This window comes from Bacillus sp. TH17 (assembly GCF_016651125.1).
GTDB lineage: Bacteria > Bacillota > Bacilli > Bacillales > Bacillaceae_G > Bacillus_A > Bacillus_A mycoides.
Genome location: NZ_JAEKEN010000003.1, coordinates 21,178 through 37,242, shown reverse-complemented (window position 1 = coordinate 37,242; position 16,065 = coordinate 21,178). Strand labels below are relative to the sequence as shown.

Annotated in this window: 13 protein-coding genes and 5 pseudogenes; 6 read left to right on the top strand and 12 right to left on the bottom strand. The window is 34.4% G+C overall.

Features of this window, described 5'->3' with window-relative positions; genetic code table 11:
* Positions 1-77: 77 nt before the first annotated feature.
* From JFT95_RS30045 to JFT95_RS26945, 4 genes and pseudogenes are all read right to left on the bottom strand, one after another.
* Positions 78-287, bottom strand: coding sequence for a hypothetical protein (locus tag JFT95_RS30045; RefSeq protein WP_113937301.1), 210 nt, complete (start codon positions 285-287; stop codon positions 78-80).
* Between the two features lie 180 nt (positions 288-467).
* Positions 468-1,128: pseudogene (locus JFT95_RS26955) on the bottom strand (IS6 family transposase).
* A gap of 406 nt (positions 1,129-1,534) precedes the next feature.
* Entirely contained in the window at positions 1,535-2,902 is a 1,368-nt protein-coding gene (locus JFT95_RS26950) for a family 8 glycosyl hydrolase (protein ID WP_016093800.1), read from the bottom strand.
* Positions 2,903-3,293: 391 nt separating this feature from the next.
* Positions 3,294-4,058 (bottom strand): ADP-ribosyltransferase, encoded by a 765-nt coding sequence (locus JFT95_RS26945; protein WP_002204075.1) that lies wholly within the window; start codon positions 4,056-4,058, stop codon positions 3,294-3,296.
* A gap of 723 nt (positions 4,059-4,781) precedes the next feature.
* Between JFT95_RS26945 and JFT95_RS26940 the strand changes: the two are divergent.
* Together JFT95_RS26940 and JFT95_RS26935 are read left to right on the top strand one after the other, a co-directional pair.
* Positions 4,782-5,466, top strand: a pseudogene (locus JFT95_RS26940) (IS6 family transposase).
* A 63-nt stretch (positions 5,467-5,529) separates the two neighbouring features.
* Positions 5,530-5,667, top strand: a complete 138-nt coding sequence (locus JFT95_RS26935) for a DUF3956 family protein (RefSeq protein WP_082179736.1) — start codon at positions 5,530-5,532, stop codon at positions 5,665-5,667.
* A gap of 130 nt (positions 5,668-5,797) precedes the next feature.
* Here JFT95_RS26935 and JFT95_RS26930 read toward each other — a convergent pair whose 3' ends face one another.
* The gene (locus JFT95_RS26930) at positions 5,798-5,992 is read right to left on the bottom strand and encodes a hypothetical protein (RefSeq protein WP_002204078.1); all 195 of its coding nucleotides are present in this window, start codon (positions 5,990-5,992) and stop codon (positions 5,798-5,800) included.
* A gap of 414 nt (positions 5,993-6,406) precedes the next feature.
* Between JFT95_RS26930 and JFT95_RS26925 the strand changes: the two are divergent.
* Positions 6,407-6,565 (top strand): annotated as a pseudogene (locus tag JFT95_RS26925) (IS4 family transposase); the annotation flags it as partial.
* Positions 6,566-6,910: 345 nt separating this feature from the next.
* On the opposite strand, the gene JFT95_RS26920 reads toward JFT95_RS26925, so the two are convergent.
* From JFT95_RS26920 to JFT95_RS26910, 3 genes are all read right to left on the bottom strand, one after another.
* The gene (locus JFT95_RS26920) at positions 6,911-7,363 is read right to left on the bottom strand and encodes a CBO0543 family protein (RefSeq protein ID WP_113937303.1); all 453 of its coding nucleotides are present in this window, start codon (positions 7,361-7,363) and stop codon (positions 6,911-6,913) included.
* Positions 7,364-7,821: 458 nt separating this feature from the next.
* A complete protein-coding gene (locus JFT95_RS26915) occupies positions 7,822-8,064 on the bottom strand; it encodes a hypothetical protein (RefSeq protein WP_113937304.1) in 243 nt (80 codons plus the stop codon).
* A 45-nt stretch (positions 8,065-8,109) separates the two neighbouring features.
* Positions 8,110-9,303: an oxalate decarboxylase family bicupin gene (locus JFT95_RS26910; protein ID WP_016093805.1), complete on the bottom strand. Its 1,194-nt coding sequence runs from the start codon at positions 9,301-9,303 to the stop codon at positions 8,110-8,112.
* Between the two features lie 289 nt (positions 9,304-9,592).
* Here JFT95_RS26910 and JFT95_RS26905 point away from each other — a divergent pair, with 289 nt between their 5' ends.
* Positions 9,593-9,790, top strand: coding sequence for a hypothetical protein (locus tag JFT95_RS26905; protein ID WP_113937305.1), 198 nt, complete (start codon positions 9,593-9,595; stop codon positions 9,788-9,790).
* 172 nt (positions 9,791-9,962) lie between these two features.
* On the opposite strand, the pseudogene JFT95_RS26900 reads toward JFT95_RS26905, so the two are convergent.
* Positions 9,963-11,387: pseudogene (locus JFT95_RS26900) on the bottom strand (IS4 family transposase).
* A 342-nt stretch (positions 11,388-11,729) separates the two neighbouring features.
* Here JFT95_RS26900 and map point away from each other — a divergent pair.
* The gene (gene map / locus JFT95_RS26895; protein ID WP_002204084.1) at positions 11,730-12,470 is read left to right on the top strand and encodes a type I methionyl aminopeptidase; all 741 of its coding nucleotides are present in this window, start codon (positions 11,730-11,732) and stop codon (positions 12,468-12,470) included.
* A 408-nt stretch (positions 12,471-12,878) separates the two neighbouring features.
* Here map and JFT95_RS26890 read toward each other — a convergent pair whose 3' ends face one another.
* The 3 genes and pseudogenes from JFT95_RS26890 to JFT95_RS26880 all read right to left on the bottom strand — a co-directional run bounded on the left by JFT95_RS26890 (position 12,879) and on the right by JFT95_RS26880 (position 14,966).
* Positions 12,879-13,787 carry a PhzF family isomerase gene (locus JFT95_RS26890; protein WP_201053741.1) on the bottom strand — a complete coding sequence of 303 codons (909 nt, stop codon included), beginning with the start codon at positions 13,785-13,787 and terminating at the stop codon, positions 12,879-12,881.
* Positions 13,788-13,995: 208 nt separating this feature from the next.
* Positions 13,996-14,517: pseudogene (locus tag JFT95_RS26885) on the bottom strand (transposase); the annotation flags it as partial.
* 23 nt (positions 14,518-14,540) lie between these two features.
* A complete protein-coding gene (locus JFT95_RS26880) occupies positions 14,541-14,966 on the bottom strand; it encodes a DUF4879 domain-containing protein (protein ID WP_201053740.1) in 426 nt (141 codons plus the stop codon).
* A 426-nt stretch (positions 14,967-15,392) separates the two neighbouring features.
* Between JFT95_RS26880 and JFT95_RS26875 the strand changes: the two genes are divergently transcribed.
* Positions 15,393-15,509 carry a YjcZ family sporulation protein gene (locus JFT95_RS26875; RefSeq protein WP_002069235.1) on the top strand — a complete coding sequence of 39 codons (117 nt, stop codon included), beginning with the start codon at positions 15,393-15,395 and terminating at the stop codon, positions 15,507-15,509.
* Positions 15,510-16,065 lie beyond the last annotated feature (556 nt).

Sequence of the window (16,065 nt, the reverse complement as noted above, 5' to 3'; positions counted from 1 at the left end):
GTAATCTTGTGTGAACGTATAGATTTAAATACTACGTTACTTTTATTTATAAAGAAAAGACACCCTAAGATGCCTTTCTACTCTGTAACAAATTTAAATACATAGTACATAAAAAATAGACAAGATAGATATGCTAGTCTGCCAGCAAGCGATTCTCTCATAAATTTCATAAGTATGACTTTGACAAGCAATGCTAAGAATAATGGTATAAACAGTACCATAGCAAGTTTGATCGCTATGTCATTTATTGTTGGATTAAATGGTTCAAAATTAATTATAATATTCACTTACCTTTCTGTTATCCGTTTATTTATATAATACAAATTATATAATTTTGTCTACTAAAAAGACACCATAAGGTTCCTTCCTCCAACTTGAACCATCTTAATTTTAACCGGTTCTGTTTCAAATATAGGACACATTTCAAGGAACAATTAGGATTCCTACCGGAATTGCTCTTTACGCTGTTAATCCAAATAATTGATGAATTCTTTTTGATTGTGAACATACTGATTCCGTAAATCAATCTGTCCTTTTTTATCATATGCATGGCTTCAACACCACTCAATATAGAGGCTGCTGTTTTAAATGACTTGAACCCTAACATAGAGCGCACACGTTTCTTAATAAAATGATAATCTTGTTCCACTATATTATCGAGATATCTAACTTGCCTTAGTTATATGCCTTCAGGCATATATTTCTCTTTTTTCAACTCTTGAATCGCTACAGGATAGGCAGGGTTTTTTATCTACTGTTATCACGTGAGGTTTAGAAATGTACGAAAAAGCGCTTGGCTGCCTGTTTATTCATTGATTTACTTAGATAAAAATCAATGGTATTCCCTTCTGAACCAACGGCACGATATAAATACGTCCATTGCCCTTTTACTTTAATATAGGTTTCATCGACTCCCCATGAGTCATTTGTTGATGTAAGGTGATATCATACTTTCTCTTCTAATTGAACCTAGCGCATAATCGTTGTGTGAACAATGGATAATCCTCTTTCCTCCAGCATTTCCACCAAATCACGAAAGCTTAAGTTGTACCGTAGGTACCAACGTACAGTTAACAAGATGATGTCCGGTTGATAATGTTTCCACTTAAATATATTCTCCTTTTCCATACTGATCACGTACCTTTTATAGAGTAGTACTATCAGTATGTCCAAGTTTGATAGACCATTTTCGTATACTTCAAAGTTTTTGCACCAGAACCCATAAAAACGTTTCAATACTTTTCTGTTATTTCTAAGAATCTCTTGTTCAACAATCAAAAATGTTTCCCCTGAATTTCTAGGATTAATATCTTCAATTAAAAAAATTTGTTTGTGTCCATTTGAATAAATAGTGCATATTCATACTGATAACGCCCTTTTTAGCATGCCAGTATCAGAATGTCCAAGTTTGATAGATTTTTTGCACCAGAATCAGAAATGCTAAGTTGTTAGTGATGAGTACTCCCTCTCATATAAACAAGAAAATGTGTGAACAAAAAACGTAGGAGTATGTAGTCCTACGTTTTTTTATAAGCTATTCCTTAAATTCAGACTGAACTTCTGAATTTATTGGGCTTTGTATATTCTTTTCATCAGGAATTGGCTTCCACCAATTCCCAGTTAAAAATAACATGGTCAATAGATTATAACTATCACTGAAATAGCTTTCTTTCTTATTCTTCATCCAATCCCAACCGCTATTCACCCAAGCTTGATTGTTACTATTGGTTGTACCAGCGGCAATAAATGGTGAAACGAATACAGCTGTTGGATAATCACCAATATTTGTTCCATCTAGGCTATAACCGTCTACAATTTTAGATGGATTACCCTTTGTTTTATTTTTTATCCATGTAGTAACCTTCTCAGAAATCACCTTACTTCTCTTTTCTCCATACATTGCATAGTCCATAACAATTCGGAGTGGTACACGACTCGCATTATAGTAATATGCATCGGTATGTTTTGATTCATCTAAAAAGTTTTTAGGTGCAGGTTGTGGTGGATTTTTTACAACAAAATCAGAAATCAATCCTGTAGTTGGCGAGTATTTATTTGTAAACTGCGTATAAGTATTGTAGAGATTGTCAACGACATGAAGCCAAGTTTTATCCCCTGTAAATTCGTAGAACGCTCTTAAATGAGACATCATCCAATCAGAAGGTCTAGTATCAAATGTACTTTTCGAACCCCAATCACCTAAATTCAAACTATTATTTTTGGTCACATTACTAGCCTTAATACCTTTTGTAATCATATTTTGAGCTTCTTTCAAATAGTTGATTGTGCCATTTGATCCCCATTGCTTATGAGCAAGAAGAAGTGAGTAAGCAATGTCTAAATCCCCATCTGTCGCAGAATCAAAATGCCCTTGCGCTTTTTTGCTATCGGCTACAACCCAACCCATTAAATTTGGGTTTTCGGAACTTTTAAAAGCTCTCGCTGTCTTAAATAAGCCATTATAAATAGTTTGGGCGTTTGAATCATAACCTGCCATTAAGACCGTGATTATCATACCATAACCTTGGCCTTCTGAAGTTCCTAACGGTTTAAAACCATCCGCATTCCCAGTAATCTCTCCTTTGACATAGTAGCCACCTGGTAGTGAAGAAAGATCATTCTTTAGATACTTCTTTTTCCAATTGTTATAATAATTTATAACTGAGGTATTCAAACTTTCTTGCGAAACATGATTTGGTTTAATAACACCAGAGTAGTTTACTTGCTGTGGAAAGGGTTTCATCTCTTTAGCAACAGCTGATACTTGGGAAAAATTTGATATAGTTGAAGTATTTCTTAATGAAGTACTGTCTAAAACCTCTGCAGAAGTACAATTAGTATAACTTGCTAATCCTATCCCAAATGCACATATAACGGTGAATATCTGTTTTTTTCGGCTCATTTTTTCTGCTCCTTAAAAAAATATTTTTAAATACAGACACGATCCTATGAACACTACTCTACTAATGTTTCCATTCCATTTTACTTATGATGTAAGTTATGGTTCCTGTAATAGAAATTCAAGTTATCATGGATAATAACCCACGTAAGTTTATATACTCTCATGTGTTCCCGCTATCACAACAGCCACTAATAGACCAAATGTACTTTCAATATAACAACTCTATCAAATTTCATAACATGTTAACGTAAGATATGTAGTGCTGCTGTACATCCGTCAACTTATATATTCATACTATTCTATCAATTTAAGTCACGTTACTGTCTATTTATATAAGTTTCAAAACTTATATTAGAAGAAAGCTTTGAATAATACGAAGGTGATTTTGTTATTACCTTTTTACTAATGCCTCAATCTTTATATGCTTTTCATCATTACTTAATTCCATTTTACTTATAATATAAGTTGTATTTCTAGGTAGTAAAAACTCATATTGTCCTGGATAAGAACTATGTTTTTCTATATATCCTCCGTGTGTTCCAGCTAATGTTTTAAATTCTATTTGGAAAACTTTTGTGCTAACTATTGGAGTATTAGATAGCAAAGAAGTACTTATATATCCATATTCCGTTTTAGATTTCCCTTTATATTTTTCTTTCAATTTATTAAATTCTTCTTTATCGATTTTGCCATTTTTTATTAATTTATTAGGGTCATCCATAAATGCAATAGGGTCATCTCCTCTGAATAAAATTACGTCCTCAGGTATCTCCCCCCTATTTAATACGCTGTCTAAAGCTAGAATATTATTTTTGTCGTTTGGATTTTTAATCTTTGTTATGTCTCCTTTGTTATCTCTAAGTGGTGTATTAAATTTCCCAGCATATTTTGTATAGCTATTTAAAACAGTCTGTTCATTTTTGTTTGGTTTCCATTTATTGTATTGTTTTTCTCCCCATTTTTTTGCTTGTTCTGGCGTTTCACACACTTTATACTGTCCTTGTTTCTTACATTCAGCTGATTCTTTTGCCGCTACTTGATACATATCTTTTTCTTCTGAAAGTGAATCAGCATATGCACTGTGACCACTTACACCGAATAACATTGATGCTGTTACAACAGCAGTTGATAATAAACCTAGTGAACGTTTCAACATTACCACTCCTTAAAATTTATTTACATAACAAACGTACTCTTTTTTTTAGTTTCGTAATACTTTTAAATATTTTTCAAAAGAAGTCTGACCTGATATGTTTTTTATATTTTTATAACATAGGATATTTTATAAAAATAATTTTCGAAGATTACAGTAACTGATACTCACGAAACTCAACATAAATGAGAAGGAATACATAAGAGAATTAAAGTCATTATTCGTTAATTATCTTGATATTTATACAGATTAATTAAATATTAATATGAAGTGAGGGTAACTATACATATTTTCTAGGAATTAATTGAGAAATAGTTTTATGTATATGAAAAACTATAATGTAATAGTAATATCCTTTTATGATTCCCAGATAAAAGAAATACATAGATAAAAAATAATAGATTCCAAAAAACATGTTCAACATTCGTCTGATTTTATATTTCCCACTATTTTTATAGGAGAATCTTGACAAGAGGTTTGGCCAAGAAATGTAGCGATTAATTTGATTGTATTCTCGAATCTTTAGCCAAAGTTTATAATCCGTACCTATCGCTGCCTTTTATACCATCCTCAATAAATTTTAAAATTTCAGATGTTCTTTTCATACTCTCTAAAGACAGGATTGTCTATTAATCTTTTAATGTGCTTACAATTTGGGTTCTGGTGCAAAAAATCTCTTAAACTTGGACATACTGATACTAGTACTCTAAAAAGGATGTGATCAGTATGGAAAAGCAAAACCTATTCAAGTGGAAACATTATCAGCCTGAACTGATCTTATTAACAGTAAGATGGTACCTGCGGTACAATTTGAGCTTTCGTAACCTGGTGGAAATGATGGAAGAACGAGGGTTATCAATCGCTCACACAATAATTATGCGCTGGGTTCATCAATATGGACCTCAATTAGAAGAGAAAGTACGCTATCATCTTACATCAACAAATGACTCATGGAGGGTCGATGAAACCTATATCAAAGTAAAGGGTCAATGGATGTATTTATATCGTGCTGTAGATTCCGAAGAGAACACCATTGATTTTTATCTAAGTAAATCAAGAGATAAACAAGCAGCCAAGCGCTTTTTCAAGAAAGCCTTGGCTTTTTCGTACGTGTCTAAACTCGTGTGATAACAGTAGATAAGAACCCTGCCTACCCTGTAGCGATTCAAGAGTTAAAAGAAGAGAAACATATGCAAGTTAGATTTCTCAATAATATAGTGGAACAAGATCATCGTTTTATTAAGAAACGCGTGCGTTCTATGTTGGGATTCAAGTCATTTAAAACAGCAACTTCTATATTGAGAGGTGTTGAAGCCATGCATATGATGAAAAAAGGACAAACCTCTCAGGGGGGAAGTCTGTCCAAAATCAAGTGAACCTCATTCATCAACTATTCGGTATTTCAGCATAAAAGCGGATTCCGTTAGGAATCTCTTCACTTCTTTATATCTTCAAAAAATGTTTGCACCAGAACCTGACAAGCTGTATTCTATTCGTAAATGACCAACCTTTTTTAGTTGTCTCAGTAGCTGGAATCGAAGTTGCTAGACTTGAGATTTCTCTTGAAGTAGCATTGACTTTAATAGCATTAGGAATTCCAATTTGTTCTTAATTAACCGATTCCAAAAGAGGGCTTCGGCTCTCTTTTTTTATTTATCCTTATCTTCCCTTAACAAATAAGACCAGAAAATTCTTGAACAAAAAAAAGAGCGCTTTTCTTCAAAGCACTCTTCCAAAGGGATTTACCAATCCCGACGGTCATCAAAATCGCGGTCACGATCATTGTTACGTCTGCGACGACATTCATCACAATCGCAGTCACGGTCACGTCTACAACGACGGTCATCAAAATCTCTATGTCTGCGTCTACCGAACATTAAATCATCCCAAAATCTATCACAATCTCTGAAGTTCTCGAAACGACAATCATCTCTCATGAATATAAGTCCCCCCCTTATTTTAATAGGATTCATCATATTCTATGTTTAAAAGTAGAAAACAGCTTGTTTACTAGTCTATCTTCTTTACCTATTTTCATTAACAACAAATAAGACGCTAAACCGATCACGGCAGCGCCTACGAGAATTGCTATTGGGAGTTACCATACATGCCCATCAAGTTAACATAACCCCACTTATCCGTATTCTATGTATCTAGAAACCTAGAAAAGTATTATGAGCACAGAAAAAAGGGTTCTGGTGCAAATATATGAAGAACATGGATGATAGTAGATTCCTAACGGAATCGTATTTTATGCTATAAGTCCAAACACTCGGTGGATGAACTCTCTCTGATGTTGGACAGACTAATACACGTCCTATTTTCAACGTATACGTATTTTAGATGCTACTATTTTTCTTCATTCTTCCACTATGTTCAAAATGAGATAACTGTTACAACAGAAAAAACAAAAAGAATTAAGTGAATATAAAGCGATTTATATGATTCAAGATCATCTATACCTAGTTTATGAAGCTATACAAAAAAATACCCAAAAAGTATCAAGCATGTAGGCAACAAGAACGAAAACGGAAAAAACTATCTTATTTATATTGCATTGTATTTTTTGTTAATTTTTAATATTAAAACTACAAATAGAAGTTGCATCTATTTTGAGAATTTTATTACAAAATTAGTTGTAAAAGTTTAAAAACCCAAATGTAAACGTTTAACCATTAGTTTACATTCGTTTTCTTGATTTTATAGCAAATTACTCATTTTCTCCAAAATCGCTAACAAGAGTATACATTCAAAAAACTGCAAATAAACAAGGTAAGGATGCATACTACTAGTTCACATAAATCTCGTTATCGACAATCAAAAACATTCGAATTCTATTATGTTGCCTTCAGGATTTAGCTCATGACTTGTAACTTTCTTAAATAGAGGTAATACCAGTACACCCACATATAAGGGATGATATAGGAGAAAAATGTCCAAATAATATTCCAGCCGTTACCATATACGACTTTCCCACTTGAAACTAATGTCATTTCAAGAAGAGTAGTAAATAGGGATATGAAAAAGACCATCAAGTAAGGTCTTTGGGTTTTCTTTATAAAGAATATCAAGTAACTTGCCAAAATCGGATAAAGTCCTATATTAAAGGGTAAAGCAGACAAGGTTTTTTGATCAAGGAAAGGAGCAATCCTCCAAAAACCAAAATAAAGGCCGAATTCATTTACGACAAAAGCAACGACACAAAAAAATGAGCCGATCAGAGGTATAATTCTTCTCTCTTTTTTGTAAAGGTGAAGAATTCCAACAGTCCAAGGTAACACAAATGCAATTAGAATATTAAATAGCATCTTGACTCTACCTTCCTTTCCTTATAACCATCTTCACCTTACTCCTTATAATTTAAACTAAAAAGGTTTTCCAAACCAACGCAACATGATAATTACAATCAACTGAATTATGATTAAATTATAAGACTGATTAACTCTTATTTTGTTCTCAAAAATATATCCCATATACACATCTAGATTACATAACTGCACTTATCGGTATTCAATGTATCTAGAAAAAAACCCTTCAGTTTACTTGGCTAAAGGGGTTTCGTATTTACATAATTTCCGTTCTCGGAAGTTAAAAGATTTTGGTTTCTTGCTCAATTAAAGCACCCGTTAGTTTAAGTTCAAATTTTCACAAAAAGTTTAATAAAGAAAGGTCCTTCAAGATAATTCTTATAGGACTCCTTAAGAACAAACTTTTTAAAATGATTTTACGCAATTTTCAACTAATTTTAAAAAGCATCTAAGGAATTTCAATAAACGACCCCTGATTGACAATATTTCGATGGTTGGAGGAAATAATTCTCCCCCACGACAACCTCATAGAAAATTAATTGGTTAGATAGAACTCTAAATGTTTTTTTATATAAGTTGGTAACAGCTTCATCACTTAGGTAAGTTTCTATCAATTCTTTTTCGCCATTAATTGCTTCCCCTCTTGCTTTTATAACTGCTTGTGTAATCTCAGCTGAGTGGTCGTAGATTGTCTTGTACATAGTAATCAGCTCCATAACTATATGGATAAACAAATCTACTCTTATTTACCTGTTTTTTGGGTAGTAGGAAAACCCGGGATATTTCACAACTGGCCATTTCTCCTTGCGTAGAGAATCGAGCAATTCTGATCCAACATTTAAGTTGCTTTGAACTAATTCTTTAGGAGTCAGTGCCATCCATTGGTTCAGCGACACATCTTCAAAGCGGTCGCTTTTGAACATTTCTAAAAACCATAATGTTTCTGTACCGGTGTTTTGAATATAGTGTCCAGTTGCAAAGGGTACATATCCGACATCACCGGCTCTATAATCAAATGTACGTGCTGCACCGTTTCCAGTAAATACAGTCATTCGCCCTTGTCCGGTAAGGTAATACTGCCACTCGTCGTTATTGGGATGCCAATGAAGTTCTCTCATTGCACCTGGTTCAATCTCAACGAGTGCGGCTGCGATTGTTTTTGAGATGGGAAAGTTTGTAGAGTCTACAATTCGAACGCTACCACCAGGGGTCTTGATAGGTGTTTGTTTTAACAATTCGTGCTTGAAGGTTAAAGGAATTTCTCCTTCAGGTGACTGGACTTCCTGACTCTCAAGCGAACCCGGTACCTCTCCTTGATAAATATAGATTTGCTCTGAAGGAATAGAGCTAAAAGCACTTTCTGGCACTCCGAAATTAGCCGATAGAACTTCTTTTGGCGTATGTGCAAACCAGTCGGAAATAGATAAAGTAGATAGATCAGAAAAATGTCCATCATCGAAGACAAGCAGAAATTCGCAATGCTCCAATCCTTGAATCGAATGCGGGATACCAGGTGGAAAGTACCAAAGATCACCTGGCCCAACGTCAGCAATGAAATTTCTCCCTTCTTGGTCAACGGCTGTTATGCGTGCCTTTCCTAAAAGCATATATGCCCATTCTGCTTGTTTATGCCAATGGAGTTCACGTACTCCTCCGGCCGTTAAACTCATATTTACCCCAGCAATCGTAGTCGAAACCGGAAGTTCTCTAACAGTAATCTCCCGTGACCATCCCCCGTGATTTAATGTCATAGAAGTGTCTGAGAATGAGAATTTCAAGTTAGGAACTAATCCTGCATCTGTAATAGGTGGGACGAGCATATTCGGATTTTGAATATCTCGCATAATATTACGCGGGCCTGAGTCAATCCCTCCAGCTCCATCACTTCGGATAGGTTGAGGCACGTTCCCACCCACTTGATTAACAGTTCGTTTATCCATCATAACACCCCTCGTTAATGAGATTATTAAGGGAAAATTCTTTTTCATAGTATATGACTTGGGCTTCAAATGGTTACTGTGCCTATTGATAAAAAATACAGGGCATCCCTTAATAAAGAAATGCTCCCTTAGTTTAAAATTAATATTAGAAACCACTTCTAAATATTTTTATGAATACACTTTCAATAACATAAGATCTTTGTTATGTACAAAGACATAACATGTAAAGAGTTCATATCATGTAAAAAGTTCATAACTGATAGCTACGAAAGGAGAGAAATAAGTTATTATGGGAATTTCATATTCTAACGATGCACGGCAATTCGCACTTACATTACACTCTGGACAAGAGACACAGCAGGCAATTCACCATGTGATGATACATGATCCCTTTTTTTCACATGTCATACATCATCATGTTATACACCATGTTATACATCCAACTGGTTTTTCAACAATTCCGTTTGGTTCATCATATTATTTCTAAAGAAGGCTATTTGCTTTCCTTTTTTCTTTATGGGGTACCGCCACATCGCTATCAAGCTAAGCTCATACAACGTCAATTATAGTAGAGAGTGTTTCTTTTTTCTAAAGGTTATGTGTAAGGAATTTAAAGATTTGCATACGAAATAAACCCTAACGGGTTTCATTTTTTTGAATTAAGCCGCTTGATTATCAGACATGGTACAATTGTAAACGACACCTAATATATCAAAGACTGTTTTCTTCTCATATCGATGAGATTTTCTCCCGTTTTGCTGTAGGAGGTTGAACAGGCGAATTAGAATCTTTGATAGCTCTTGGGTGTCTTTCTGTATAGCTTGGAAAAGAAGAAGAAAGTAATCTTTAATCATATATATGGCCTTATATTCACTCAGTTCTCGTTTCTTTTTCATAAGAAGTAATTGCCGCATTTGAAACATGGTAGAAGAACAGAGTAGAATGGCATTCAGTTTTCCATACAAATGGCATTCCAATCGTTCTCATTTTATCTTTTTACAATGATGAATATGAAAGAATGATTTCCACGTTTTAAATAAAATCTCGATTTGCCAACGTAAAGAATACCAATCATGCACCTGCCCCATCGGGACAATATCTGTAGGGGTATTTGTCATATATACATTGATACCGCTAAGTCGTTTACTACGAGCAGAATACTTCATTCCTTTCTTTTTTTCTCTTACAGTTTGATCTTGTAATCGTTTTTGTTCTTTTGTTAGTCGATGAATAATCACACGAGTTGGGACTTTATCCGTCATTCCTACATAAGCGTTGGATATTTCATATGTTTGTCCTGGCTGAAGAGAGTTCATTAAAACCTCCATATCTATCTGGATATACTCTGTAGCTTTCTTGATTCTGCCATCTTGAAAATAATCAAGATTAGGATTTTTTTGATACATACGTGTATTCGATTTGATACGTGAGATATAATAAGCCTTTTTATCTTGTATATGTTGAAGATCTTTCAAATGGAAATAACCTAAATCTCGGATACATAAATCATTCGCTGTTACAGTTGGGGCACACAGGGAACCGTAGGTTCGATCATGTTGTTTACCTGGACCTGTATGAATATGAAGGAACTGTCCACTTAATAAATCATACTCAAGCTGAATCTTTACTCCCGCTGTATGGCTGCATCCTCCTGCACCTGGATAAACAAACGAAAAAAGATCTGGAAGTTGAAATGCAGTTGAATCTAAAATATGAATACGCTTGAAAACAGAAGTATATGGAGAAGAAATCGGTATAGATGAGGACAATTTTTGGTTTAGTAGTTCGGATAGTGTGTGTTGTAAAAATTGGACGGCTGCTTTATTAAATCGTTGATTCAGTCCCTCGGGACTGATGAGCACTTCTGTCGATGCTTCTAAACAGCTAGATAACTGAGTTAAAGACGTCGTAGCGACATTTTGATTCATCCATACACATAAAGCGACTAAATCTTTTGCTTGGTACTTACTGGTTCGTTGAACAAAACCAACATCTCTAGCAAAATCTCGTAAGATATTTGGGGATAAGAAGCTTTGAATTTCTTGAGCAAATAGTTGTAATTCATCAGATACAGAAATAGACATACAAAAACGCCATCCTTTCCTATGATTCTACAGAAAGCATAGCGTATTTTTCATTTTAGGGGGTATTTTGTTTTGTTAGCTTGATAGTGATGGGGTAGCGTCAGGAAAATGCGGATTTACAACGCTAAGCCCATTTTCAAGACGATTCCCCTGTTTTTAACAACGTTAAATTTGTTAAATTACAAATGTATCCAGAGCCTCATTATATAGAAAGCTATCGGAAAAGAACAAATAGTGTTTTCTTCCCTCATTAAAGAGCCAGATTGTTGAAGAAAACCCCGTTCCTGCTAGAAACTAAATGGTATACTAATCATAAAATACTTTAAAAAGGGAGGATATACAATGGTTGCAAAGACTGAAGAGGATTTTAATGGATTAAAAGTAATTGGTGAAATTTGTGGCGCGATTCGAGATGAATTAGTCCATAGTACGAAACCTGGAATTACCACAAAAGAACTCGATGAAATTGCGAGAGAGATGTTTGAAAAAGCAGGAGCTCAATCTGCCCCAAAAAGTGAATACGATTTTCCTGGATATACGTGCATTAGCATAAATGAAGAAGTAGCGCACGGGATTCCAGGGAGACGGACCATTCAAGAAGGGGACATTGTAAATATTGATGTTTCAGGTTCAAAAAACGGATATTTCGCAGATACCGGAATTTCCTTTGTAGTAGGGGAAGGAGAGACAATTTTACAGAAAATATGTGACGTTGCTAAAGAAGCATTCGATGCTGGACTTAAGAAGGCAAAGCCAGGTTCAAAAAAAAGCGCGCTCGGAAAAGCTGCACACAATGTAGCAAAACAGCATGGCTTAACAGTCATAAAAAATCTTACTGGACACGGTGTTGGGCGTTCGATTCATGAAGAACCAAAACACATTTTCAATTACTTCTCTCACTATGATGACGAAATTTTAAAGGATGGTATGGTAATTGCCTTTGAGCCTATGATCTCTACATTTGAAGAGGAAGTTTTCCAATCCGAAGATGGATGGACCTGCCTAACCGATGAAAGCTTTGTGGCTCAATACGAACATACGATTATCCTTACCAAGGAAGGACCGATTATTACTACATTGTAAGAGCACTAATACCACAATAGGGCGCTTTAATGGAGCAATGAAAAGCCTAATTTTTCATTTTTATGCTGAGAAATTAGGCTTTTTAATATTGAAATTTCCTTAACGTTGTAAATCCGCATTTTCCTGACGGTACCCCATCGCTATCAAGCTAAGATTTTGAAGTACCCCCTAAATGAAAATTTTCTTTCTCTACAGTTAGTTATTTTGAGAGGTCAGCTCATTTTTTTGTTTTGGGGGTGTTTACTTTTCTTATTTATTCTATTTAACAAAAGCACCTTTTTGTTTGAATGTATTATTTCACAAATTCCCCGTCATAGAAATAACTTTATTATGATTTACAGTTTACAATGATTGAAATTCATATTAATAAAGACCTCCATTTACGATTCGAACTTTGCATATGAATTGCTAATCAAGTAATAAATCGGACTTAAATACGATTACAGCATTTCCTGCAATTCTTACTTCCTCTGGCTCCTGATTACAAATTTTCACTTGAACATCAATGATACCCTCCCGTTTTATAGCTTCGCCCTGCACTGCTTTAAAACTAAATAAAGTATTATCATGTTTGACAAGTCTATGATGTATCAAGTATGCGCCTAAAGGACCGTTCGCATTACCTGTAACAGGGTCTTCGTTAATACCAATTGCAGGAGCAAACATTCTTCCATGAATTAAAATATCAGAGTCGGGAGCATTCATCGTAAACACATAGAAACCATTGCAATTAATTAATCCACTGACTTTTGTGAGTAAATCCATATTAGGGTTTAATTGGTTAAGAAGTTCCGAATTTTTAATTCCAATCATCACCTTAGAATGCCCGGTTGAAACGATTTGTACTGGACAATCTTCTAATAAATCATTTTCACTAATATTGAAAGCTGTAAATATATTCTCTAAAGCTACACCTTCAATCACAGTTTCAAAACTTATACTACCCTGCGTCATAATAATTTTGTAATCATTATCTTCATTAATCACATCGACTGGTAAAATGCCGGCACCAGTTTTATGATAAACTTTAACTGTATTTAAACTATTTTCAACTGCACGAGCATAGTGGGCAGCAATCGTCGCATGTCCACAGATAGGGACCTCATGAGTAGGCGTAAAAAAACGAATATGTACATCAGATTCGCTATTGTCTGATTTAAAGATAAATGCCGTTTCCGAATTGTTAAGCTCTCTAGCAATCCTCTGCATCTCACCCGAGGATAAACCATCTGCATTTGTTATTACACCAGCCGGATTACCTGATAATTTTTTCTTCGTAAATGAATCAATTTGATATAATCGGTACTTTCTTTCCATTTCATTTTCCACCTTTAATATATTTAATTTTTGGCCCTTTAAACTATCTTTAATTCTTATTATATTAAAGTTCCCCCGTTACTTCTATCAAGCTAAGCTTATGCAAAGTCAATTTTAGGCGAGATTGTTTCTTTTTTCTAAAGGGCAAGTGTAGGTGATTGAAAGATTTGCATACGAAATAAACCCTAACGGGTTTCACTTTTTTGAATTAAGCGGCTTGATTATCAGACATGGTACAATTGTAAACAACACCTAATATATCAGACCGTTTTTTTCTCATATCGATGAGATTTCCGTCCGTTTTGCTGTAGAAGATTAAACAGACGAAGTAACACCTTTGATAGCTCTTGGGTGTTTTTCTGTATAGTTTGGAATAGAAGAAGAAAATAGTCTTTAATCATATATATGGCTTTATACTCACTAAGCTCTCGTTTTTTCTTCATGAGGAGCAATTGGCGCATTTGAAACACATGATAGAAGAACAGAGTAGAATGGCAATCAATTGACCATATAAATGGCACTCTAATCGTTCTGGTTTTATCTTTTTACAATGATGAATTTGAAAGAATGACTTCCACGTTTTAAATAAAATTTCGATTTGCCAACGCAAAGAATACCAGTCATGTACCTGTCCCATCGGGACAATATCTGTAGGGGTGCTTGTCATATATACATTAATACCGCTGAGTCGTTTACTACGAGGAGGATACTTCATTCCTTTCTTTTTTTCATGCTACGAATATATAAAACTGATTATTTAATATATAACGAAGTGCGCCACGTATCTCCTGGATAATTTATTGAAGTCTTTTGATATTCAAAAGTCCCTTCTTGATGATTTGATGCGTCCCATTTATATTCCCAACCTACAATAGGATTACCACCAATTATTTGTGAACCAATACTTTTTACATCAAATCCATTCATTTTGGCAAAAGGAAACTGGCCATATCCTATTTCTTTTGTGTAAACATATAAGTAACTTCCCCCATGATCTTTAGTTGTACTAAAACTATTAGGAGTAATGTATTCAACTCCACCCAATTGTGATTCCACTTTTACTACACTTAAAGAAGTTAGAGGTGCTGCTGGTCCTGCTGATGCCTCCGATGCCATTCCTAACCCAACTACCGCTGCCACCGCTAATGATGATATCCCTAATGTAACTTTTTTAAACATATAAACATCCCCTTGTTTTATAATAAGTACAAGTTTGATATTAGCAGCAATTTATAAGAATATTCCTTATTTTGAAAACGTTAACAAATTCTACTTTTTTCGATATGAAATTTAGCATATCGATTGACATACAGGATAATCCATCCACTATTTTCGATATAAAAACTATTAACCCCAAATATAGATTTGAATCATATTTCTCAATGAACAGAATAACTTAACGTGGTAAAATATTATTTGGATGGGAGTCCAATACATATTATTAAAATTAAAGTGGTTCAAGTCGGAGGAAGGCGCCTTAGGGTGTCTTTTCTTTATTTTCAAAAGGACCTGCTCAATTAATCCGTAAAAACATAAGGTAAAGTGAACCCGTTAAAATACATGAATGACCTTAATTTTCCCCTCCTACTCAAAGGAGAGATTAAAATGGGATTTGGTGGTAGTTGCGGTAGTTGTGGCGGCGGCGGCTTTGCTGGAGGCTTTGCTTTATTAGTTGTATTATTTATTTTATTAATCATCGTTGGAGCTTCTTGCTTCTGCTAAAAAAACTATCGGAAAAGACACTCTTATATGAGTGTCTTTTCTTTATGCGTTAAAAAGCCCACCTATTTCCGTAGGTGGGCCTTATCTTTATTACACAATACCAAAGTATACTCTCTTTTTCTCATAAACTTTATGTAATTATACATATTCGTAATAATTACACTAAATAAATATTACATGTAATAAAATATAAATTGTGGACACGTTCTATAAAGCAGATTCTCCGATTAGAAGGCGTAACACATCTCAACCATATAGATGTGGCGTTGCTTTAATCTAGCCAAACAAACGATCTCGATTCTCTTGTATTTGTACACTAACAATCTGTTAAAAATAAATGATTCTGTTTTATAGGACGTGTTTACTTAATATCCAGTAAATTGGTTCAAGTCGGAGGAGGGCACCTTATGGAGGTCACCATATATAAAGGTACCATTCTAAGACATTATCAAAACAAAAATAAAAATGATTTATAATAACCATGCGCGAATACTAAAGTCCATTTCAATTGAAATGGACTTTAAAACATTATTTAAGAAAACCTCTAATCATTTTT

What these genes read in the sequence shown, in the direction of transcription:
- JFT95_RS26950 (WP_016093800.1), bottom strand. Translation starts at nt 2,902, where the DNA reads ATGAGCCGAAAAAAACAGATATTCACCGTTATATGTGCATTTGGGATA.
- JFT95_RS26945 (WP_002204075.1), bottom strand. Translation starts at nt 4,058, where the DNA reads ATGTTGAAACGTTCACTAGGTTTATTATCAACTGCTGTTGTAACAGCA.
- JFT95_RS26930 (WP_002204078.1), bottom strand. Translation starts at nt 5,992, where the DNA reads ATGAGAGATGATTGTCGTTTCGAGAACTTCAGAGATTGTGATAGATTT.
- JFT95_RS26920 (WP_113937303.1), bottom strand. Translation starts at nt 7,363, where the DNA reads ATGCTATTTAATATTCTAATTGCATTTGTGTTACCTTGGACTGTTGGA.
- JFT95_RS26915 (WP_113937304.1), bottom strand. Translation starts at nt 8,064, where the DNA reads ATGTACAAGACAATCTACGACCACTCAGCTGAGATTACACAAGCAGTT.
- JFT95_RS26910 (WP_016093805.1), bottom strand. Translation starts at nt 9,303, where the DNA reads ATGGATAAACGAACTGTTAATCAAGTGGGTGGGAACGTGCCTCAACCT.
- JFT95_RS26905 (WP_113937305.1), top strand. Translation starts at nt 9,593, where the DNA reads ATGGGAATTTCATATTCTAACGATGCACGGCAATTCGCACTTACATTA.
- map (WP_002204084.1), top strand. Translation starts at nt 11,730, where the DNA reads ATGGTTGCAAAGACTGAAGAGGATTTTAATGGATTAAAAGTAATTGGT.
- JFT95_RS26890 (WP_201053741.1), bottom strand. Translation starts at nt 13,787, where the DNA reads ATGGAAAGAAAGTACCGATTATATCAAATTGATTCATTTACGAAGAAA.
- JFT95_RS26880 (WP_201053740.1), bottom strand. Translation starts at nt 14,966, where the DNA reads ATGTTTAAAAAAGTTACATTAGGGATATCATCATTAGCGGTGGCAGCG.
- JFT95_RS26875 (WP_002069235.1), top strand. Translation starts at nt 15,393, where the DNA reads ATGGGATTTGGTGGTAGTTGCGGTAGTTGTGGCGGCGGCGGCTTTGCT.